The sequence below is a fragment of the Shewanella ulleungensis genome (assembly GCF_014648315.1).
GTDB lineage: Bacteria > Pseudomonadota > Gammaproteobacteria > Enterobacterales > Shewanellaceae > Shewanella > Shewanella ulleungensis.
Map to the genome: position 1 here is coordinate 254,244 of NZ_BMQW01000004.1, position 21,560 is coordinate 275,803.

Here is a 21,560-nt window from a genome sequence, read left to right on the forward strand (position 1 = left end):
GCCGCTAAATTACTCGAGGTTAGCCTAATTTAATGTTTAAGCTTATTGCCACTTTTGTGGTTATCGCCATGTTACTCCTATCGCCTTCTATTGCTGAGGCAAGAGAGAAAGTGACTTTTTATACTGAACCTTACCCGCCATTTCAATCTCAGAATCAACAAGGTCAGCTGGTCGGTTTTTCAATTGATATATTACAGGCTGCTCAACCGTATCTTGATTTTGATATCGATATTCAAATCATGCCTTGGAGCCGCGCATATCATAATGCCTTAAGCCAACCCAATACCTTTATTTTCTCTATTGCTAATACCGACAAGCGTTTAGCTTATTTTAAATGGATTGGTGACTTTTACACAGTGCAAGACATGATCTACAAGAAAAGTAATCGCCCAGATATTCAGCTCAACACTATTGACGATATCAATCGCTATTCTATGGCGTTATCACGCAATGATGCTTCGTTAGATAGGCTTAAACTTGACGATAAACACCCAAGTGTATACATAGTTAGAAGTCAGCTAGCTGCTCTAAAAATGCTAAATTTTGATCGCGTAGATTTGATTTACAATAATGAAGTCGGGTTTCGTGAAGACGTTAAAAAAATGGGTTATAAAACCAGCGATTTTACCGCCGCACTGCCCGTGGTAAACATGCCCATTGGTATTTCAACCCACAAAGACACCAACGAAACACTTGCTGACAACATGCGCCAGGCGCTAAATACGATTAAACAAAATGGCGAGTTAGCACAAATCACCGCACGTTGGTTTACCCCTAGAGTTATCTCCCAGTAATCCAGTAATCCAGTAATCCAGTAATCCAGTAATCCAGTAATCCAGTAATCCAGTAATCCAGTAATCCAGTAATCCAGTAATCCAGCAATCATTGGTTTATTCGCACGCGTTTGGCAATCCGATTGCGTACAGCACCCACAATTAGCGTCCTCATATTCAGTGTTGAATTGTGGATATTATTAAGCGGATAGTATTAAGTGGATAGTATTAAGTGGATAGTATTAAGTGGATAGTGCGAAATGGATATTATTAGCCAGCGGCTGACTCATTTTGGGACAAACCGTGAACCCCCTTCTCGTCTAGGCAGTGCTTTTGAGCTGGGATCCTAGTTTGCTTTGCTTTGTACTTTTTGTGCTTTACGACCTGCGACCAATAGCGCTTAAGAGCGCAAGGTTCCATTCCACACTGCACGGGCCAAATACGACGCCTCAAGTTCAGAGTTGAATTTTGGCATTTCAAGCTGAGGCATCTAACGCATTTCTGGACAAAGACGTTTTAAAAGTGGCCTAGTGAATAACCGTAAATTGCACAGAATTACTAAATCTCTACTACGTTCTGTCTCTGATAATGTTAAAATCTCCGTAAAAGAATTACGAGAAACTCAATGTTTATCCATCATGTTAACGGCATCGACTGGCTAGTGATCACCGCTTTTGAAGAACTGAAAACTATGTTTATCGAAGAAGCCGGTACGATACCCTCTTGCTTCTCTACCGCCAGCGAATTGAACCTGGTTGGTCAAGCAAAGCGAACTTATAGATATTTGCCTACTCTCAGCGGCGTAATCACCGATATCGGGACGTTTCAAAGACAGGGTAACGAAGAAGATTTGAACCCACAGCTTGCCTGCATAGTTGAGGGGCGTGGTCGGGTATTTATCTATCACGGCGGCTTTGTCGCTTTTGTGGATGACGAGCAAACCTTTATAACCCGAATAGACTGAAAATGATTCAGTAAGTTGAAATTGGCGAATTGGCATCCCTAGCAAGGAATGAGGCATAGATGAGTTTCATCCCTCATCAATATGCCTAATTTGCTGCAAATGAAACCATTGATAATTCCGTTACTTTGTTCCGCAATAAAAGGCACAATACATACTCCAACTCGATAGTTCCCATCAACTTATAACAATCAGCACAAAAATGTGAGCCTTCTTACTGGTTAAAATCAAAAAAAGCCTCTGCCCATAAAATGAGAAGAGGCTTGACTGTTTATTCAGCGGTCTACATCACATCAAACAACAGCAATTTTCGCTGGAAGCAAAGCCTGACATAGGCAGCTTCCAGCTTTCAATAGCTTAGCGAAAAGATGTAACCATACTTTGACATAAAATATACCCATAGTCTGACAAATCGGTGTGCCACCCAATAGGCTATAACTACGATTTGTAATTTTATTGCAGTTAAGAGACGTCCTCTTGGTAACTCACTTTTGGACCAAAGTACGTTAGTGTAATCAAGCTATTATTTACTTAGAAAATGGGTGTTTCCTTTCCAGTTTATTGCGTTCAGCCCCTCCAAACAAGTCATAGGAATCGATATCAGATAGGAAAATCTAAATGCCGTATCACCAATCTGCCTGAATATAATAGATATCAAAATACAACATATATCTACCGGTAGCCGACCAGATAACAAACTGTATCCCCAAAAATAACATCAACCATTGATGAAGTATTTTTGCGGTTTTATGCATGACTTTCTCTGTTTTTGAGCTAAAACACTCTTATATTATTACCTTAACAGTTTTAGCTAGGTGATCATTAATCATCTTGTTGCTGCAATAATAGCTTAATACCTTGATAGCTTTGCTGATTGTTTAGCACTGATTGGCACCCAGTTGTTGAGCTTGGGAGGAGGATAAGTTCAACATCATCGATAAGTTTGCGCGATAGCCGTCCCTCACGGCAAGCTTGCACAATCCACTGTTGGTAAGCTGGATAATTGGCAGCCATATTAACTGAAACCACCCGATTGGCGAATTCAATATTAGCCAGACGCTGTTTGTTATCAATATCGGCTTGGCTGCCTGAAGTTAAATAATGAGACACCCCTTTAAATATCGATTTGCCATTATCATCTTTACGGGCTTGAGTTTGCTCGATAACCCACACACCATGCTCACCAATAACCGACAGATGTTTATCAGCAATATTGACTAACAGTGCGGTATTTTCATCCACACCAAATCCCATTTCACTATCAGTGGAGGCGGTTAGCATTAACAATCTTATTTGGCGATCCCGCTCAGAAAAATGCGTATCCATTATCCCAAAAGGAAATAACCCTAACCCGCCCTCTGCACGATAGGTCACTGCCGTTGGGGGTATATCCCCATCACACTGATTCATTTCGCATCGCTCACTCGGTGGTTTGGCACTCAATACACCATGCTGAATTGCGCCGTCACTAGTGCCGCCAGTGATCATATTTGCCGCTGTCATCACAGCTGTTCCCGCACTCGTCCCGCCAATCACGATTTGTTTATTGACCAAGCGATTTTTAATCACAGCTAACGCTTTAGACGGCTTTTTATCCGGCGTTAACCATGCCGTTAAGGTTAAACTTTGATCGCCACCGTTTAAAAATAAGCCATCAATACTTTCCAGTAACTCATACAATTTTTCAGGTGACTCACATAGACGTTGTTGTAATTGTGTGTGATCAGGATAAAGCCGAGCTTTATCAAAATTGCCTTGTAGTTGCTGACGCAACATTGGCAATTTGTCGCATTGATTATGATGTATACCAGCTTGCAAAGCCGCATCTAAGGGCAACCAAATAACATCAGCGCCAGCTTGTTCAAAAGCACTGGTGTAGAAAGAAATGGACTCAAACGGGTCTCGGGCTGAAGCGGTTACAATACCAATTAATGGGCGTGTCGCATCGGGATTTTTCTGCTGTTTTTTTAGTAAAGCCTGCAAGGTAAATAGTCGATAAATAGCCGGACCATAAGGCTTGGTTGTGGCATCAAGCCTGACCTGTTCTTGCAAGGGGCTGCCATCAATAGAGTGTTGTTCTTGTTCTAATAAATCGAGTAAAGCATAGTATTGCTGATCAGTTAACTCATCCAATAAATGCTTATCAACCTGATACACAGCATCTTTTAACTGGTTTAAATTAACGCTGCTTTTTGCAGCTTTTCGACTGGCTTTGCGCAGATTGTTAGTTTGATTTGAAGATAATGTTTGCAAGCTAGCATCATTCAGTGCTCGCTCAAGCCAATCAAGACTGAAGTGATATTGGATTGATAATTTGGCATTAGGTGAAAAAGTGATGCTGTCGACGCAGGAATGAGGTGAAAGTGAGCTACAGGTTTTTAAGCCGCCCCCAACTAACATCAAATCAAACCCAGGCGATAATGGTTTTTCTAGCTTTGGTGAAACGTCTTGATTTGCCCATACATTACCAACAAACAATAATTGCAGTAATGAGCTAAAAGCTAAGGTGCTAAAAAATATAAATAATTTAATTTTAGAAATAATTTTCATGGTTGCACTCAAAAAAAAGTGTCTGCCACGTATTGACTCAAGCATCATATTACGGATAGCCTCTTAACATATCAACAACAAAAGATTATTTTTTATAACATGATATTTTCAGCAACTCTTTTCCAAAGATACCACTTCCGTAATTGGTATCTGTCTGAATGGTGGGACGAATAACCTACTGAACACGTTAGTGTTTGGTGGAGTTTTGTCTAGCCGTCTTACTCCCCTCTCAATCATTTGATTGACGTTGTACTGCCTGCAAACATTTATTAATGCCAAGCGTATTGACTCACGCGCAGTGTAGTTACGTCTAAAAATTACAATTAGAGATTTATCGGGAGCTTACCATGAGAAGTTCAGTACTTTTATGCGCCGTGTTTGGCATGGCGTTATCACCTGTTGCCTTAGCCGTTGCCAACGAATTAGAAAAATCACAACCAGAACAGACCGTAGAACGGGTTGAAGTGACGGGGTCACGCCTTAAAGGCGTCGATATGGAAGGGGCTAACCCTTTACAAAGTTTTAGCCAGGATGAAATAGCCAAAAAAGGCTATGGATCTGTCAGTGAGTTTTTACGTGATTTACCCCAGGCATCGAGCGCTGGAACATTCTCTGAGTCTGGCGGCGTAGCAGGAGCAGATGGCGCTCCTGCTGGCGCTTCAGGGGTCAGTTTACGCGGGCTAGGTTCAAGCTCTACCCTAGTATTAGTCAATGGTCGACGTGTTGCAGTGGATTCATTTTCAAACGGTTCAGACTCATTTGTGAACGTTAACTCCATCCCGCTTACTGCAATCGAACGGATTGATGTGTTAACCGATGGCGCCTCATCGATTTATGGTTCTGATGCTATCGCAGGGGTGATTAACTTTATCCTACGTAAAGATTTTGTCGGCCATGAATTAAGTGCCCAATATGGTAATGACACTTCAGACCACGATGCCAGCAAAACCAATCTGACTTATGCGGGTGGGTTTGAAACAACTAATAGTAATACAACCATTGTGGTTGACTATGCTACCCGCAATCCAATTTTTAACAGTGATAGACCAGTTAACGTGACATATGAGTCTAATACGCGTATGTCAATTGACGGGGATGACTACGCTGAAAACTGGTGCGGTAACGACACCCAAAAAAGCGGTAGTCGCTGTAACTATGACTACGTGATTCAACGCGCCATTCAACCTGACTATGAAAACATAGGCGCCACCCTGAATCATATCTATCGACTTGATAGTGGTTTGGAATTTTTTGCTGAAGGTATGTTTCAACAAAATAATGGATCATCCTATGAAGCTCCAGCGGGCTATACGGTTGATGTGGCAGGTGATTCGGTGAATGTTCCTCAATACGTTCAAGATATCGATATGCTAGATGGCAGCGTGAGTGATTTTATCACTGTAAGAACACGTTTCCCTGAGCGTCGAATTCAAGAATATGACACGCAAAGCTACCGCATGTTAGCGGGTATTAGAGGGGATATAGCCAATTGGAGTGTTGAGTCGGCACTGAGCTACGGTAAATCGACCAATGAAATTAAAAACGTATCGGGCTACATGAATGCCAATCGTCTAGATGCAGCGGTGGCAAACGATAGCTTTAATCCATTTAATTTAGGCCAAGATAGCAGTGCAGCCCAAATAGCGGCATTACGTGATCCTGGTGTGCGTCAGGGTGAGTCTGAAGTTTTATCACTCGATTTTAACTTCGCTGGAGACTTATTTGAGCTGCCTGCGGGTATGATAAGTTCAGTATTTGGTGGCGAGTTCAGAAAAGAAGACATTTTTGATAAACCTTCAGTGAATGCTGTGAATAATGAAATTATTGGCTTGGGTGCCAGTGACGCCGCTGCAGATCGTACTCAATACGCTGCATATGGTGAGTTTAACTTCCCATTAGCTGAATCACTCGACTTAATAGCGGCCTTACGTTATGACCATTACAGTGATTTTGGTGGTGATGTAAACCCTAAAGTATCGTTACGTTACAACCCAATTGATGAGCTGGTATTACGTGCATCTTGGAGCACGGGGTTTAGAGCGCCATCGTTATCGCAACTTGGGGCAGGTACTTCATTAGGCAGCCAATATATTAATTGCGGTGCAGATGAAGCTTATAACGCATTATGTGGCACAGCTGGTGCCGATTTAGGCGAATTAGAATTTGACCAAGAAACCTTAGGCAATAAAGGCTTAGAAGCAGAAAAGTCGCAAGCGATTAATGTGGGCATGTCCTGGAATGCGACCGATGAATTGCAATTGACTGTCGATTATTGGCGCTATGAGCATGACGACATTGTTGATATTGACGCGAATACCACTTTGGATGCCTGTATTAAAGATCCTGCTAACGTGGTCGGTAGTATTGCTGAATTAGGCGATAATTTTGGCTGTGTCGTTGATGGACGAGGTGATATTAGCTTCTTACGCACAGGTTATTTTAACGTTGGCAATCAAAGTACTGACGGCTTAGATTATAACGTTAACTATCGCTTAGACACCAAAACAATAGGTGAGTTTAAGTTCTATGTAGCTGGTACCGAAACCTTCTCGTTTGAACGCCAAGTGACACCGACTAGTCCTGTTGAAGACTTATTAGGCAAGCTCAGTGGTGCATCTGAAACCGCGCGCCCTGAACGTGTTATTGATTTAGGCACAGACTGGGAAGTTGATAACTGGAATGCCAACATTTCAGGTCATTATATTAGCTCCATGGGTGACGGTGACTTTAAGTTTGATAATGAAACCGTTGAAGATTGGTTAACCTTTAGCGCCAGTATTGGCTATGAACTTAACGAAAATCACAATGTATTGTTATCGGTCCGCAACCTAACCGATGAAGAGCCGCCCTATGCTTCTTCACCCACTAATGGCTATGCCAGCTCGGTACATGATTGGCTCGGACGCCGCTGGAATGTACGTTATACTTTTAAGTTTTAAATAACTTAAGCCCTGTAGGTCGTGCATAGCACGGCCTACATTTTCTATCACCAAAATAAAAAGTATAACCATATGAAGTTACAGACTGCTCGAGAAATGCCAGATGCCTTCATCATCTTGTTTTTTGTTGTGTTATTTGCCGCAATTACCACCCACTTTGTCCCTGCTGGTTTTTTTGAAGTGGCTATTAATCCTGAAACCAATAAATCAGCATTAATTGCCGGTAGCTTTCAGTTTGCTAGCGACTATCAGGGCGTACCTTTATTTGCCGAACAGGGTGAAATTGGCTTCCTCAATTTTGCCTTTGAAGGCATGGTTTCAGGTGACAAATGGGGCTCAGCCATTGGAGTAATGATGTTTATCATTATTACTGGCGGCGCCTTTGGTATCATCATGCAAACCAATGCGGTTGATAATGGTATTTTGGCGTTAATCGCTAAAACCCAAAAATTTGAACTGGCTTTTATTCCTATTCTATTTGTATTATTTTCTGCAGGCGGTGCGATATTTGGTATGGGCGAAGAAGCCATTGCCTTTTGTATTGTGCTGTTACCCTTAATGCGCGCCATAGGCTACGACGGTATTGTGACAATTTTAGTCACTTATGTGGCGACTCAAATTGGTTTTGCCGCATCTTGGATGAACCCTTTTAGTGTTGCAATAGCTCAGGGTATTGCTGACCTTCCGTTAATGTCAGGCTTAGAGTTTAGAGTGATAATGTGGTTTATTTTTACCTCTGTCGGTGTTGCATTTACTATGCACTACGCCCAAAAAATAAAACGAAACCCTGAACTAACCCCCTGCTTTAACGAAGAAGTTTTTTCAACTGAGCCGCAGGTAAAAGTTAAATTCAATTTAACCGATGGCCTTATTCTCACCACTTTTATGCTGGGTATTGTTTGGGTTATTTGGGGTGTTATTGCCAGAGGTTATTATATTCCGGAACTGGCAAGTCAGTTTTTTACCTTAGGTTGTGCGATAGGTTTAATCGCCATTCTCAGTAAACGCCTTAAAGTTAATGATGTTGCCAATGCCTTTAAAAAAGGCGCACAAGAATTATTGCCGGCGGCAATGATTGTCGGCATGGCCAAGGGCATCGTGATTATATTAGGCGGCGATCAAGCGGACACTCCATCTGTATTAAACACCCTGCTGCACTATACTGGTCTATTTTTAGGACAATTACCTGAAACCGTTTCAGCGGTTTTTATGTACTTATTTCAATCCATATTTAACTTTTTCATCGCATCGGGTTCTGGCCAAGCTGCGTTAACTATGCCGATTATGGCGCCATTGTCTGATATTTTAGGCTTACCCCGTCAAATTGCCGTATTAGCCTTTCAATTAGGTGACGGCTTAACCAATATCATCATCCCAACATCTGCCGCGCTGATTGGCTGTCTTGGTGTAGCTAAAGTAGATTGGTTTGTTTGGGCCAAATTTATATGGCGATTTATGTTGCTGCTGGTCAGCATTTCGATCACGTTTATGATTGTTGCCGTCAGCATCAATTTTAGCTAAGGGTTTTCATGCAATTATTTAAAAATGCACAAGTTTATGCCCCAATGTACCTGGGTAAAAAAGATGTTCTGTTGGGCGGCGGTAAAATTATTGCCATTGAAGATAATATTGAACTCACCGCCAATTCATTCATTACTGTCATTGATGCAACAGGACGGCTATTAACCCCAGGATTTGTAGACTCACTGGTACACATTACTGGTGGCGGTGGCGAAGGCGGATACACAACTCGCACCCCTGAAATGCATATAAACGATGCCATTAAAGGCGGCGTAACTACTGTGATAGGCGTACTGGGGACTGATGCTCAAACCCGCAGTTTAGAAAATCTTCTCGCCAAAGCATATGCATTGGAAGAGCAAGGTTTATCAGTATTTTGTTATACCGGCTCTTACCACTTGCCTATGGTCACCATTACCCAATCTGTTAAGCACGACATTATGCTAATTGATAAGTTTATTGGTGTCGGTGAAGTGGCTATTGCTGATCATCGCAGCTCGCAAATAACCTCACACGAAATGGCCCGACTCACATCAGAAGCGAGAGTAGCTGGCATGCTGGCTGGTAAAGTCGGGATTGTCAGTATTCATGTGGGGGATGAGCCCAGTAAACTAGAGTTACTTGAACAGGTGATTAGTCAGTTTGATATCCCAATTACCCAGTACTACCCAACCCATATTAACCGCAGCAAAGCGCTGTTAGAGGCAGGGATTGATTTTGCCCTTAAGGGTGGGTTTATTGACTTCACCACCAGCACTACGGCACAAATTATTCAACAGGGGGAAGTTCCCGCTGCAAAAGCATTAGCATTAGCACTAGAAAAACAGACTCCAATTAGCCAACTGACCATGAGCTCAGATGGTAATGCTAGTCTGCCGGTATTTGATACTAAAGGTAACCTAGTTGATTTACAGATGGGCCAAGTTAGCAGCCTACACCAAGCTATGGTTGATGCTGTTAAACTATTCAACGTGCCTATTGAACTTGCTTTAGCCTCAATAACTGAGTCACCGGCAAACATATTAAGGCTGACATGCAAAGGCAGGGTCGCTGTTGATATGGACGGCGATATTAATTTATTGAATGCGCAGACACTGGCTATTGAAGCGGTATACAGTAAAGGGAAGTTAGTTTTTTCTGAGGGGGAATCGCGCCTTAACATACCGTTCTAATCATGATTAAAACGGCTATATAGAGCTAACTCAACATTGAATTGTTAGCTCTCTAATCATGTTAATGCTCATGTTGATATATTTGCCAAACTTCTAACACCGGTGAGGCATCTAAATTTTGCTAGCGAATTTAAATACGTTTTTGTTAGGAGATGGTTTGCGCAAACTTAGAATATACATGAGCAAAACTCGAACGATTAAAGTACATTTATTGTACTTCGCGCCTATTATTTGTCAAATTTGTCAGACTATGCTTTAATTTTATCTTAAACAGTTGATATAAATGGAAATGATTTTTTGTAATTAAATTACAAAAATCATTTTTATGTCAATGTATGGGTTCAGCGACAGCAATAAATCAATAATCAAAACCCAACTGCGCTTTAATGCCGTCATTAAACGCATGCTTTATCGGTTGAACCTCGCTGACTGTATCGGCTAACTCAATAATGTCGCGATGACAGGCGCGGCCGGTAATAATGACATGCTGCATTGGTGGGCGATTTTTTAACGCCGTTAATACTCGCTCAAGCTCGATGTAGTGATAACTCACCATGTAGGTTAATTCATCTAACAACACCATATTGATCGATTCATCTTTAAGTAGTTTTTCGGCTTCAACCCAGGCTTCCATTGCGGCTTGAGTGTCTTTTTCTTTGTCTTGAGTTTCCCAGGTAAAACCGGTTCCCATGACATGAAACTCAACCCCTGCGCCTTCTAATAAATTACGCTCACCACAAGCCCAGGTGCCTTTAATAAACTGCACCACAGCCGCTTTATGGCCATGACCCACAGCGCGGGCAACCGAACCAAAACCTGAAGTTGATTTACCTTTACCATTTCCAGTGAGCACTAACAAAATGCCCTTTTCATCTTGTGCTGCAGCAATTTGAGCATCTACGCCTTGCTTTACTTTTTGCTGGCGCGCTTTGTGACGCTGTGCTTTAGTGGCATCAATTGTGTTGGTTTGCTCAGTTTTTTGGTTATCCGTTGTCATGTCTGTATTCCTGTCAGTGTGCTCATATCCAAATGCGCTTTTATTACGCCAACAATACGTGCACTTGGCGGCTAATGGATCTGGTTAATCGGTATTTGTTGTATATCGAGTATGTGCGCTGAAGTATTATTGCTTTAATGCTAAAGGCAGGCCTGCAACCACCAATGTCACTTGATCTGCAATATTAGCGATAGCTTGATTTAGCCACCCTGCCTCATCCACAAACTGACGATTGAGCTCGCCCATTGGCACAATCCCAGAGCCGACTTCGTTACTCACTAACACCACATCACTGCGTAATTGAGTGAGGCATTCGAGCAATGACGTTTTTTGCTTAGGCCAACGAGTGGGATTTGGGTCAAGTAAATGGTTGGTTAACAGAAGCGTTAGGCAGTCGACTAAGATGACTTGTTGCGGCTTATCAATTGCCGTTAGTGTTTGGGCAACGTCAAAAGCTTGTTCGTGTAGTGTCCAGCTATGGACACTGGACACTCTATCTTGCTGGTGTTTGGCAATACGTTGAGCCATTTCTTGGTCTAGCGCTGTTGCGGTTGCAACATAAACACATGAGTAACCAATGGCAGCGTATTCGGTAACACGCTGCTCAGCAAATCGACTTTTGCCACTGCGCGCACCACCTAACACCAAATGAATCATTAGCTTAAACCCACTGCTAATATCACTAAATAGCAGCAGACTTCACTAATTTGTTGCGCTGCACCCAGCGTGTCGCCAGTGTAACCGCCAATCTGTTTGCGAAAAAAGCCACCTAACAAAATACGTACTAACCACAGGGTAATAAACAACACAAAAGCGGCTAGGCCATTGAGCCACAACAATACAAAAATGCCGCTGGCGATTAAAATAAATAAATCATTTAATTGCTGGTCTTGGGCAATTGGCTTTGACTTACTTGTGTCGTCATCGCGAACATATTGCTCACTAAAAATTAAGCTTGATGCCACCACTCTGCTGAGGGTGTGTCCGGCAACTAGGGCACTTACAGCAGCCATTGGGCTATAAAGCGCAAGTTCAACCAATAATTGCCATTTAAGTAATAGCACCAACCCTAACGATAGGGCTCCATAACTGCCTAGGCGCGAATCTTTCATGATGCGTAGTTTGTCTTCGACTGTCCAACCACCACCAAAACCATCTGCGGTATCAGCTAAACCGTCTTCATGAAATGCGCCGGTAATGAGTACGCCCGCTACCATCGACAATAAAATCGCAATGCTGGCTGGTAACATTAATTGCGCTAACCAAAACACTAACGCGCAAATTAAGCCGATAAGTAAACCGACTAAACCAAAATATCGACTGGCCTTATTGAGCTTGTCACTGTCGATCACTACCCAAGACGGGATAGGGATGCGAGTAAAAAAACTCATCGCCACAAAAAATAAATTTAACTGCCGCAACCATTTTATATCGCCAGACATCTTGTTCCCTTAAACCACATTATTAACGCCAGCATTTTCAAAACTGGCCATTTGATTGTAAAAATTCATTGCGGCTTGAATTAATGGTAGGGCCAATGCTGCGCCGGTTCCTTCTCCTAGCCTTAACCCTAACGACAATAAAGGTGCTGCCTGTAAGGTTTGTAACATTAACTTATGCCCTTGCTCGTGCGACTCATGAGCAAACACTAAATAATCGTTTGATTGTGGTGCTAATTTTAGCGCAACTAATGCTGCAGCAGTAGCGATAAAACCATCAATAACCACTAATATTTTTTGCTCTGCGGCCGCCAGTATGGCACCGGTCATTTGCACGATTTCAAAACCGCCCAAATGCGCTAAAATAGCTTCAAACGACACGAGTTCATTACGATGCAAATCAATTGCTTGATTAATTAATGTGATTTTTTTTATTAACGTCGCATCGTCAATGCCTGTGCCGCGCCCTACACACAATTCAACATCAAGCTTAAGTACTGCTGCCATTACCGCCGCTGCGGCACTAGTATTGCCAATGCCCATTTCGCCTAACGCAATAATCGTAGTGCCATTATCGGCATGTCTTGCGACCAATTGCTTGGCCATCTCAAACCCTAGGCGAACTTGGGCTAACGACATCGCCGGTTGTAAATGCATGGCTTGGGTTCCCGCGCCTAAGCGTTGATTAACCACACCACTGTCTGTGTCTAATGGTTGTAAAATGCCACAATCAATAACTTCTAACGCATAACCGACTTGACGGCAAAACACATTAATTGCCGCACCACCATTAATAAAGTTATGCACCATTTGGGTGGTCACTTCGCTCGGGGCAATCGACACGCCGTGTGCAGCGATACCATGGTCGGCAGCAAACACTAACAACGTCGGTTTAATCATGTGCAAAGCGACATCTGCAACTTGAGGAGTCATTAATGTTTTATCACGACTGTATTGCACTCGTGCAATTTGCAATGCCAATGACTCAAGTTGTCCTAACGCACCAAGTGGCTTAGTTTTTTGATTAATTTTATGTTCAATAACGTCATCGTATTCACGACTCGGCGCAGTAATTGAAAATAAAGACAGTGCTATTGATTGCGGTACAGATTCTGGCTTCACTTGATTAATCCTGTTATCGACGATGACGTAAAATAAACAAAAAGAACACACTGCCAAGTGCTGCCGTAATAATACCCACAGGCAATTCTTGATTAGTTAATAAACAGCGCGCTATAACATCAATCCATACCATAAATAAACCGCCCAACACAGCCGTTAGTATCATCGGCTGACGCCCTGAAAACAATAGCCTGACCGTATGTGGGATCATCAAACCGACAAAACCAATACCACCACAACTTGCCACCAGCATTGCGGTAATCAGTGAGCACAGCAACAGCATACTTAAACGCAGCTTGGCAACATTAACCCCTAGGGTATGAGCACTTTCATCACCCGCTTGTAGCGCCATGATTTGTCTTTTAAAGGCCAACATAATCAGTAAGCTTGCGCCAACCGTTACTGTAGGGAGCCATAATTGGGCCCAACTGGCTTTTGCAAAACTGCCTAAGCTCCAAAATAATACCGATGCAGCAGCTTGTGGACTGGAAAAATACAACAGTAAGCTGGTTAACGCGCCAAATAAAAATGACGTGGCAACCCCAGATAACAACATGCGCTCAACCTGGCTGGTACGGCCAATACCCGATATCGCAACCACGAGCATTACAGATAAACTGGCACCAATAAAAGCCCCTACAGGTAAACTGAGCATCGACCAAGACCACCAAGCCTGATCGCCTAACGACGATACCACTAGCGCACCGTCAAACAACTGAGTAAATATTCCCGCTTGGCTAAACAGCGAAATAACCACAACCGCACCAAATGACGCCCCAGAGCTAATGCCAAATAAGTACGGATCGGCAAGTGGATTTCGAGTGACGGTTTGCAACACACTCCCCGCGATAGATAAACCGGCACCAGCTACAAACGCTAGCAAAATACGCGGTAAACGCAGTTCCAATATAATCCGCTGATTTAAACTGCTGACTGACGAAACATTATCCGTTGCAGTTATGCCATCAAGTATCTCTACCGGAGCTGGCACAGGGGTATGACTAAACAAGGATTTAAATACATTGATGACATCAACAAATGAAATACTAGCGGCACCAAAACTTGCAGCAAAAAGCGGCGTTAATAAGGTCGCAATTACAATGAGGACTAACACGCCATAATATCGTGTTTGAGATGGGTTACTCATCTTGTTGACTCGCTCTATTGGTAGTTTGGTAACCATAAAAATAACTGATCAACGGCTTTGCATGCTGAGGATGAACATTAACCTCACAGCACACACCAAACACATCACTAATTTGCCGCTCGGTTAGCACCAACGTCGGATGACCTTTAGCAATCAGCTTACCCTGATTAAGTAACAGTAATTTGTCACACATGGCGCTGGCTAAATTCAAATCATGAATTGAGGCTATTACGCTGATCCCTAGGGAGGCAACTAATTCTAAAATTTGTATTTGATAACGAATATCTAAATGGTTGGTGGGTTCATCTAAAATAAGAATTTGCGGCTGTTGCACAATTGCGCGAGCAATAAGTGCACGTTGTTTTTCTCCACCCGATAAATGCTCGTAGGGTTGCTGGGCATGTTGACTTAGACCCACTTTAGCTAAAGCACTGTTAATTAGCTCGCGATCATGCTGAGTTGTCGCATCAAATAAGCCTTTATGTGGCGTTAACCCCATAGTGACTAATTGTTCTGTAGTCAGATCGAAATAATGCGGCGTATCTTGCTGCACAACAGCAACAGTACGCGCTAATGACTTAGCTGAATAATCGCTAATATCTTTAGAAAATAGCGTAATATTACCGCTAGTAGGCTCAATGTATCGGTATAAACAACGCAATAGGCTCGACTTACCGGCGCCATTAGGGCCAATTAACCCTAGCATTTGCCCTTTAGGTAAACTGAAGTGAATATCGGCAAGAATAGTTTTACCGTTAACTTGCCAAAACAGGTGTTCTACATCTAATACAGACTCAGGCATGGTTTACACCTTGCCATGCCCCAAATACTTCAATAAAAATAAACATAATAACTCCCCTAAGTCACCCGCTTAGGTATGGGGGTTGAGGCAATTCAAAGCTGGTATCTGACTCATATTTAACGGTGAGTTGAATATCTACAGTTGCGGGTACAGTTTGGGCTTATCCCAATTCCCAATACCTTGAATTACATAATGATTAACGTGTATCCACCGCCATATGCACTTGTTGCGGCCAGTTTAACCTAAAGCTAACCTCAGGTTGAGACACTGAATTTTTCGTTAAAGGCTCATTACTGTCGCTAGGCTCAGTCCAATACACATCAATAGACATAATAGCAGCATAGGGGATGGCTAGGTTAGCGAATAATCCGTTGTTTTGGCTAGTATTAAGCACATGCGCCATAATGCAGCGCATTACCCCGCCATGAGTAACAACCAGTGCTTGCTGAGGATTAACCTCAAGCTCACTTGCAAGGTGAAGTGTTTGCCACAAACTGTCGACCACCGCCATTAATCCTTGTTGCACTCGTACAGAAAAATCCACCAAGCTTTCACCGTTTTCGGGTGTATTAGCCACGTGCCAAGGGTCTTTCCAGTACGCATCAAATTGGCTTGGACTCGCTTGATAAATCGCATCATAAGTTTGCCCATCCCAGACGCCAAAGTTGATCTCTTGCAAGGCTGGCAATGTCGTTACAGGTATGGATAACTGCTGTGACAGCACATCGGCAAAGTATTGGCAGCGCACTAAAGGAGAACTAAATATTTGCTTAATGGGTAAAGGTACACCATTAAAGGCCTGGTGCATTTGTTCGCGCCCCAACGCTGTAAGTGCAACATCAATTTGACCACGAGCAATTTCACCGCCTTCACACTCACCGTGGCGTAAAAAAATGATTTTAGCTTGTTTCATTTAAATCAACCTCAGCCTTGCCCTTGTGATAAAAACTCGCGTATTATAGCCGTCTATACGTTTATATGTCCAAACGCATTCTGAGCAGATAAGCATTTAAATCAACCCATTGATGAACTCAATGAGGATATCGCCCTTTTAGATTGAATTAAGGGTATGCTTATCTTTATCAAGGTATCAAGCAACATAGTGATAAAAAGGTAACTGTTTATGGCGAAGTCGACTTCTCACAGTCAAACACTTGAACAACTTAACGCATTGTTAGCAGAGCGTATTGTGATTTTAGACGGTGCGATGGGCACCATGATCCAAAATCATAAGTTGGAAGAAGAAGATTATCGCGGCGAACGCTTTAAAGATTGGCATTGCGATGTTAAAGGCAACAATGACTTATTAGTACTCAGCCAACCCGAGTTGATTAAAGCAATACATGTCAAATACCTGCTTGGCGGTGCCGACATCATTGAAACTAATACCTTTAACGCCACCACCATCGCCATGGCCGACTATGACATGCAAGCCTTGTCGGCCGAAATCAATCTTGAAGGTGCCCGAGTGGCTCGCCAGGCCGCTGATGAAGTAGCCGCTCAAACAGGCAGCCCACGCTATGTAGCGGGAGTGCTTGGCCCAACTAACCGTACCTGTTCTATTAGCCCAGATGTTAACGACCCAGGTTTTCGTAATGTCAGCTTTGACCAATTAGTTGAAGCCTATGTTGAATCAACCAGCGCCTTAGTTGAAGGTGGTGCCGACATTATTATGGTCGAAACCATTTTTGATACTTTAAATGCCAAAGCGGCATTATTTGCCATTGAAAAAGTGTTCGATCAAATTGGCGAACGCTTACCTGTGATGATCTCTGGCACCATTACTGACGCGTCAGGCCGTACCCTTACCGGACAAACCACCGAAGCATTTTATAATTCGCTGCGTCATATTAAGCCGTTATCAATTGGCCTTAACTGTGCTCTTGGCCCAAAAGAGTTACGCCCTTACGTTGAAGAATTATCACGCATTGCCGAATGCTATGTCTCTGCCCACCCCAATGCGGGCTTACCCAACGAGTTTGGTGGTTATGATGAAACCCCTGAAGAAATGGCCGAGGTCATTATTCAGTGGGCAGAAGCAGGCATGCTTAATATTGTCGGCGGCTGTTGTGGAAGTACACCGGCCCACATTAATGCGATTCGTGAAGCAGTTCTCAGACATGAACCAAGACAGCTTCCTGAGATCCCAGTTGCTTGTCGTTTATCAGGGTTAGAGCCATTAACCATTGATAAAGACTCATTATTTGTGAACGTCGGTGAACGTGCCAACGTAACAGGATCGGCTAAGTTTTTACGCTTAATCAAAGAAGAAAAATTTGAAGAAGCACTCGATGTGGTGCGCGAACAAGTTGAAAATGGCGCACAAATTATCGACGTCAATATGGACGAAGGCATGCTCGACGGCGCCGCGTCGATGACCAAGTTTTTAAATTTAATCGCCTCAGAGCCAGACATCTCGCGCGTGCCTATCATGATCGACTCATCAAAATGGGAAGTGATTGAAGCGGGTCTTAAATGCGTGCAAGGCAAGTCGATTGTTAACTCAATTTCGATGAAAGAAGGCGAAGAAGCCTTTATTAAACAAGCCACATTAGTTAAACGTTATGGCGCAGCAGCCATTGTTATGGCGTTTGACGAACAAGGCCAGGCAGACACTCGCGCCCGTAAAACAGAAATCTGTACCCGTGCCTATCGTATTTTGGTTGATGTGGTTGGCTTTGCCCCAGAAGATATTATTTTCGACCCGAACATTTTTGCCATTGCCACCGGTATTGATGAGCATGACAACTATGCTGTCGACTTTATCGAATCAATCAAAGACATTAAATCGACACTGCCACACGCAATGATATCAGGTGGTGTGTCGAACGTGTCTTTCTCGTTCCGCGGCAATAACCCAGTACGTGAAGCGATTCACGCAGTGTTTTTATACCATGCTATTCAAGCCGGTATGGACATGGGGATTGTTAACGCCGGTCAGTTGGCTATTTACGATGATATTGATCCTGAGCTAAAACTTCGAGTTGAAAATGTCGTACAAAACTTACCTTGTCCAGTGGCCGATTCTAGCAACACAGAACAACTGTTAGATATTGCCGAGAAATATCGCGGTGACGGCTCACAAGTCGCTAAAAAAGAAGACTTAGCATGGCGCAGCTGGCCAGTATCGAAACGTTTATCGCATGCTTTGGTTAAAGGTATCACCGAGTTTATCGATGAAGACACTGAAGCCGCACGTCTTGAAGCCACCCGGCCACTCGATGTAATTGAAGGGCCATTAATGGATGGCATGAACGTGGTTGGTGACTTATTTGGCGCCGGCAAAATGTTCTTACCGCAAGTGGTCAAATCAGCCCGGGTAATGAAAAAAGCTGTCGCCTATTTAAACCCGTACATCGAACTTGAAAAAGTAGAAGGCCAATCGAACGGTAAAATCTTGATGGTTACCGTAAAAGGCGATGTACATGACATTGGTAAAAATATTGTTGGCGTTGTATTAGCGTGTAATGGTTTTGAAGTATTCGATTTGGGCGTTATGGTGTCGGTTGATAAAATCCTCGACGCCGTGAAAGAGCACAATATCGACATTATCGGTATGTCAGGACTTATCACTCCAAGCTTGGATGAAATGGTGCATAACGTTAAAACCTTCCACCGTGAAGGCTTAACCATTCCGGCTATTATTGGCGGAGCTACCTGCTCTAAAATTCATACAGCTGTGAAAATTGCGCCACATTATCCACACGGCGCGATTTACATTGCCGATGCCTCACGCGCTGTGCCTATGGTGTCTAAACTTATTAATAATAACACTCGCCAAGCCACTATTGACGAAACCTATGCCGAATACGACATCATGCGAGAAAAACGCTTGTCTCAAACTAAGCGAAAAACCATCGTATCGATTGAAGCTGCACGTGAAAACCGTTGCCAACACGACTGGGAAAATTACACCCCATTTACCCCAAATGTACTGGGGCGTCAGGTGTTCGACGACTATCCGTTAGAAGACTTAGTAGAGCGCATCGACTGGACGCCGTTTTTTAGAAGCTGGGAACTACACGGGCATTACCCAGAAATTTTAAATGACAACGTCGTGGGCGAAGAAGCACGTAAACTGTTTGCCGATGGTAAAGCCATGCTAGACACCATCATCAAAGAGAAATGGTTAACTGCCAAAGGGGTGATTGGTTTATTTCCAGCCAATACGGTTAATCATGACGACATTGAACTGTATACCGACGAAAGCCGTACCACAGTTGAAATGACGACTCATCATTTACGCATGCAGCTTGAACGAGTGGGTAACGACAATTTTTGTTTATCTGACTTTGTCGCGCCAAAAGACAGCGGCGTCGCCGATTATATGGGTGGCTTTGCGGTTACCGCAGGCCACGGTATTGATGAGCACGTAGCCCGTTTTGAAGCCAATCATGACGACTACAATGCCATTATGCTCAAGTGTTTAGCAGACCGTTTAGCCGAAGCGTTTGCCGAGCGCATGCACGAACGTGTTCGTAAAGAGTTTTGGGGATACGCCGCCGATGAAGTGCTAGACAACGAAGCACTCATTCGTGAACGCTATAAAGGTATTCGCCCAGCACCGGGTTACCCAGCATGCCCAGACCACACAGAGAAAGGCTTGTTATGGGATTTACTCAAACCCGATGAAACTATAGATTTGAACATCACCGAAAGCTTTGCCATGTACCCAACGGCTGCGGTATCAGGCTGGTACTTTGCTCACCCTAAGTCACGCTACTTTGGCGTGACTAATATCGGCAAAGATCAGGTTGAAGACTACGCTAAGCGCAAAGGTATGACGTTGGCAGAAGCAGAGAAGTGGCTAGCGCCAATATTGGACTATGACCCGGAGTAAAGAGTGATCCGAAATAAAGCATGACCAGGGTAAAAACGATCCTGTTATACTGGATCGTTTTCTAAAATATGAAGATAAAAACATTAGGCGATAAATAGAGTTTCTGCGACCAGAATTAATTATATTAAAACTCTAAGGTATTTATACACTTCTAAATGCTTTTTTGGCATTGTCATATAACCGAGCCAAAGTGATATCAAACACCCATTTTATGAATGAAAAAGTATACTTAATCACGGTAACAGCAGGCTGTCCTGCAAAAACAATCATATGGCCTAATAATCCTTTTAACTGATCTTCAAAGCCAACAACATTTGCAAGATCACAAGCAAATTTTGCCATGAGATCATAAGCCGTAGCAATTGTTGTCCCACCAGCTTGTATTGCCGCAATCAACCCCGTACCACCACCATCAATGATAAGTGTCATTAAAGCAGCAGCAATTTTACCTGCCCAATGGGAAGAGTATGTCGTTTGTAATCTATTTTCATAATTAAGGATGACTCGCTGATACATAGAACCAGCGGTTTGGCTGTACATATCATCCCATTGCTCATAGTTCGTAGTATTAACATAACCGGGTGCAGTATCCATACTATGTGCTTTATGGTTTAAACCTTGCTCTCTCACAGGTACATACTCATTGCCATTAATGTGTACATGACAGAAAGGCCAAACAGGGACTTTAGGGACAGGATCAGAACCATGGACACAGCGATATACTTTGTCAATTCGAGCGCTACTTTTAATCGCAAAGTCTTTATAACCAACTCGAGGACATCCAAAGGTGTATAAATAAACGGTTTTATTATATTTAGTTTTAACCCAATTCGCGACTAAAGTCGCTAATGCACCACCTAAACTATGGCCAATACAATGGATAATACCTTGACTATTTAACACTTCAGGTTTATCTAGGTATTTAGCTAATCCATCTCTAAAAGATTCAAATGTTGTTTGAAAGCCAGTATGAACTAAGCTACCTGATTCATTACTTTTTGAGTGGGCGGTTATATCGGTTACCGCATCCGCTAAAGTATTTGTTCCTCGTATTGCGATTACATGGTCGCCTTTATGTTGCTGACTATGTCCTTGGCCAATGAGTAAAAAGCCTGTCGTTTCGCGCCAAAAGAAACCTCCTGATGATGCTTGCTGCACATTACTAAGATTGAACTTAAAATGTTTTTTAACATCGCGAGGTACATCTAAATTATTTGGAGTATCTTCGACATCATAAGCAAGTAACGCTAATCGAGAAGCGATTTTTGGAGAGATTACGCTCATATTTCATCCTTAA

Annotated in this window: 15 protein-coding genes and 1 riboswitch; of the genes, 6 read left to right on the plus strand and 9 right to left on the minus strand. The window is 42.9% G+C overall.

The genetic code is table 11. The features are described from left to right. Positions 1–32: 32 nt before the first annotated feature. Positions 33–794: a substrate-binding periplasmic protein gene (locus IEY40_RS10080; protein WP_188955738.1), complete on the plus strand. Its 762-nt coding sequence runs from the start codon at positions 33–35 to the stop codon at positions 792–794. Positions 795–1,398: 604 nt separating this feature from the next. Then, positions 1,399–1,737 (plus strand): cytosolic protein, encoded by a 339-nt coding sequence (locus IEY40_RS10085; protein WP_188955740.1) that lies wholly within the window; start codon positions 1,399–1,401, stop codon positions 1,735–1,737. An 819-nt stretch (positions 1,738–2,556) separates the two neighbouring features. Here the strand turns inward: IEY40_RS10085 and IEY40_RS10090 are convergent. Further along, the gene (locus IEY40_RS10090; protein WP_229777070.1) at positions 2,557–4,284 is read right to left on the minus strand and encodes a cyanophycinase; all 1,728 of its coding nucleotides are present in this window, start codon (positions 4,282–4,284) and stop codon (positions 2,557–2,559) included. A gap of 347 nt (positions 4,285–4,631) precedes the next feature. On the opposite strand from IEY40_RS10090, the gene IEY40_RS10095 reads away from it, so the two are divergent. From IEY40_RS10095 to iadA, 3 genes are all read left to right on the plus strand, one after another. Then, positions 4,632–7,223, plus strand: coding sequence for a TonB-dependent receptor (locus IEY40_RS10095; protein WP_188955744.1), 2,592 nt, complete (start codon positions 4,632–4,634; stop codon positions 7,221–7,223). Positions 7,224–7,295: 72 nt separating this feature from the next. Continuing rightward, positions 7,296–8,744, plus strand: coding sequence for a putative basic amino acid antiporter YfcC (gene yfcC / locus IEY40_RS10100; RefSeq protein ID WP_188955746.1), 1,449 nt, complete (start codon positions 7,296–7,298; stop codon positions 8,742–8,744). Between the two features lie 8 nt (positions 8,745–8,752). After that, positions 8,753–9,916 carry a beta-aspartyl-peptidase gene (gene iadA / locus IEY40_RS10105; RefSeq protein ID WP_188955748.1) on the plus strand — a complete coding sequence of 388 codons (1,164 nt, stop codon included), beginning with the start codon at positions 8,753–8,755 and terminating at the stop codon, positions 9,914–9,916. 358 nt (positions 9,917–10,274) lie between these two features. Here the strand turns inward: iadA and cobO are convergent, their stop codons facing one another. The 7 genes from cobO to IEY40_RS10140 all read right to left on the minus strand — a co-directional run bounded on the left by cobO (position 10,275) and on the right by IEY40_RS10140 (position 16,336). Beyond that, positions 10,275–10,913 carry a cob(I)yrinic acid a,c-diamide adenosyltransferase gene (gene cobO / locus IEY40_RS10110; protein ID WP_188955750.1) on the minus strand — a complete coding sequence of 213 codons (639 nt, stop codon included), beginning with the start codon at positions 10,911–10,913 and terminating at the stop codon, positions 10,275–10,277. Between the two features lie 126 nt (positions 10,914–11,039). Beyond that, on the minus strand, positions 11,040–11,570 hold the full coding sequence (cobU, locus tag IEY40_RS10115) for a bifunctional adenosylcobinamide kinase/adenosylcobinamide-phosphate guanylyltransferase (RefSeq protein WP_188955752.1): 531 nt from the start codon (positions 11,568–11,570) through the stop codon (positions 11,040–11,042). Continuing rightward, positions 11,570–12,355 carry an adenosylcobinamide-GDP ribazoletransferase gene (locus tag IEY40_RS10120; RefSeq protein WP_188955754.1) on the minus strand — a complete coding sequence of 262 codons (786 nt, stop codon included), beginning with the start codon at positions 12,353–12,355 and terminating at the stop codon, positions 11,570–11,572. The genes cobU and IEY40_RS10120 overlap by 1 nt, the downstream gene beginning before the upstream one ends. A 9-nt stretch (positions 12,356–12,364) precedes the next feature. Beyond that, complete coding sequence (gene cobT / locus IEY40_RS10125) at positions 12,365–13,447, minus strand: nicotinate-nucleotide--dimethylbenzimidazole phosphoribosyltransferase (protein ID WP_188956022.1); 1,083 nt, start codon at positions 13,445–13,447, stop codon at positions 12,365–12,367. Between the two features lie 40 nt (positions 13,448–13,487). Then, on the minus strand, positions 13,488–14,621 hold the full coding sequence (locus IEY40_RS10130; protein ID WP_188955756.1) for a FecCD family ABC transporter permease: 1,134 nt from the start codon (positions 14,619–14,621) through the stop codon (positions 13,488–13,490). Beyond that, on the minus strand, positions 14,614–15,423 hold the full coding sequence (locus IEY40_RS10135) for an ABC transporter ATP-binding protein (protein WP_188955758.1): 810 nt from the start codon (positions 15,421–15,423) through the stop codon (positions 14,614–14,616). Before IEY40_RS10135 ends, IEY40_RS10130 begins: the two co-directional genes overlap by 8 nt. A 79-nt stretch (positions 15,424–15,502) precedes the next feature. Continuing rightward, a riboswitch (cobalamin riboswitch) is annotated at positions 15,503–15,621 on the minus strand. Beyond that, positions 15,620–16,336, minus strand: coding sequence for a histidine phosphatase family protein (locus IEY40_RS10140; RefSeq protein WP_188955760.1), 717 nt, complete (start codon positions 16,334–16,336; stop codon positions 15,620–15,622). (Overlaps the previous riboswitch by 2 nt.) Before the next feature lie 210 nt (positions 16,337–16,546). On the opposite strand from IEY40_RS10140, the gene metH reads away from it, so the two are divergent. Continuing rightward, positions 16,547–20,263 carry a methionine synthase gene (gene metH, locus IEY40_RS10145; protein WP_188955762.1) on the plus strand — a complete coding sequence of 1,239 codons (3,717 nt, stop codon included), beginning with the start codon at positions 16,547–16,549 and terminating at the stop codon, positions 20,261–20,263. 141 nt (positions 20,264–20,404) lie between these two features. On the opposite strand, the gene IEY40_RS10150 is transcribed toward metH, so the two are convergent. After that, positions 20,405–21,547, minus strand: coding sequence for a lipase family protein (locus IEY40_RS10150; protein WP_188955764.1), 1,143 nt, complete (start codon positions 21,545–21,547; stop codon positions 20,405–20,407). Positions 21,548–21,560: the final 13 nt, after the last annotated feature.

Coding starts and splice junctions, on each gene's coding strand:
- IEY40_RS10080 (WP_188955738.1), top strand. CDS start 33: ATGTTTAAGCTTATTGCCACTTTTGTGGTTATCGCCATGTTACTCCTA.
- IEY40_RS10085 (WP_188955740.1), top strand. CDS start 1,399: ATGTTTATCCATCATGTTAACGGCATCGACTGGCTAGTGATCACCGCT.
- IEY40_RS10090 (WP_229777070.1), bottom strand. CDS start 4,284: ATGAAAATTATTTCTAAAATTAAATTATTTATATTTTTTAGCACCTTA.
- IEY40_RS10095 (WP_188955744.1), top strand. CDS start 4,632: ATGAGAAGTTCAGTACTTTTATGCGCCGTGTTTGGCATGGCGTTATCA.
- yfcC (WP_188955746.1), top strand. CDS start 7,296: ATGAAGTTACAGACTGCTCGAGAAATGCCAGATGCCTTCATCATCTTG.
- iadA (WP_188955748.1), top strand. CDS start 8,753: ATGCAATTATTTAAAAATGCACAAGTTTATGCCCCAATGTACCTGGGT.
- cobO (WP_188955750.1), bottom strand. CDS start 10,913: ATGACAACGGATAACCAAAAAACTGAGCAAACCAACACAATTGATGCC.
- cobU (WP_188955752.1), bottom strand. CDS start 11,570: ATGATTCATTTGGTGTTAGGTGGTGCGCGCAGTGGCAAAAGTCGATTT.
- IEY40_RS10120 (WP_188955754.1), bottom strand. CDS start 12,355: ATGTCTGGCGATATAAAATGGTTGCGGCAGTTAAATTTATTTTTTGTG.
- IEY40_RS10130 (WP_188955756.1), bottom strand. CDS start 14,621: ATGAGTAACCCATCTCAAACACGATATTATGGCGTGTTAGTCCTCATT.
- IEY40_RS10135 (WP_188955758.1), bottom strand. CDS start 15,423: ATGCCTGAGTCTGTATTAGATGTAGAACACCTGTTTTGGCAAGTTAAC.
- IEY40_RS10140 (WP_188955760.1), bottom strand. CDS start 16,336: ATGAAACAAGCTAAAATCATTTTTTTACGCCACGGTGAGTGTGAAGGC.
- metH (WP_188955762.1), top strand. CDS start 16,547: ATGGCGAAGTCGACTTCTCACAGTCAAACACTTGAACAACTTAACGCA.
- IEY40_RS10150 (WP_188955764.1), bottom strand. CDS start 21,547: ATGAGCGTAATCTCTCCAAAAATCGCTTCTCGATTAGCGTTACTTGCT.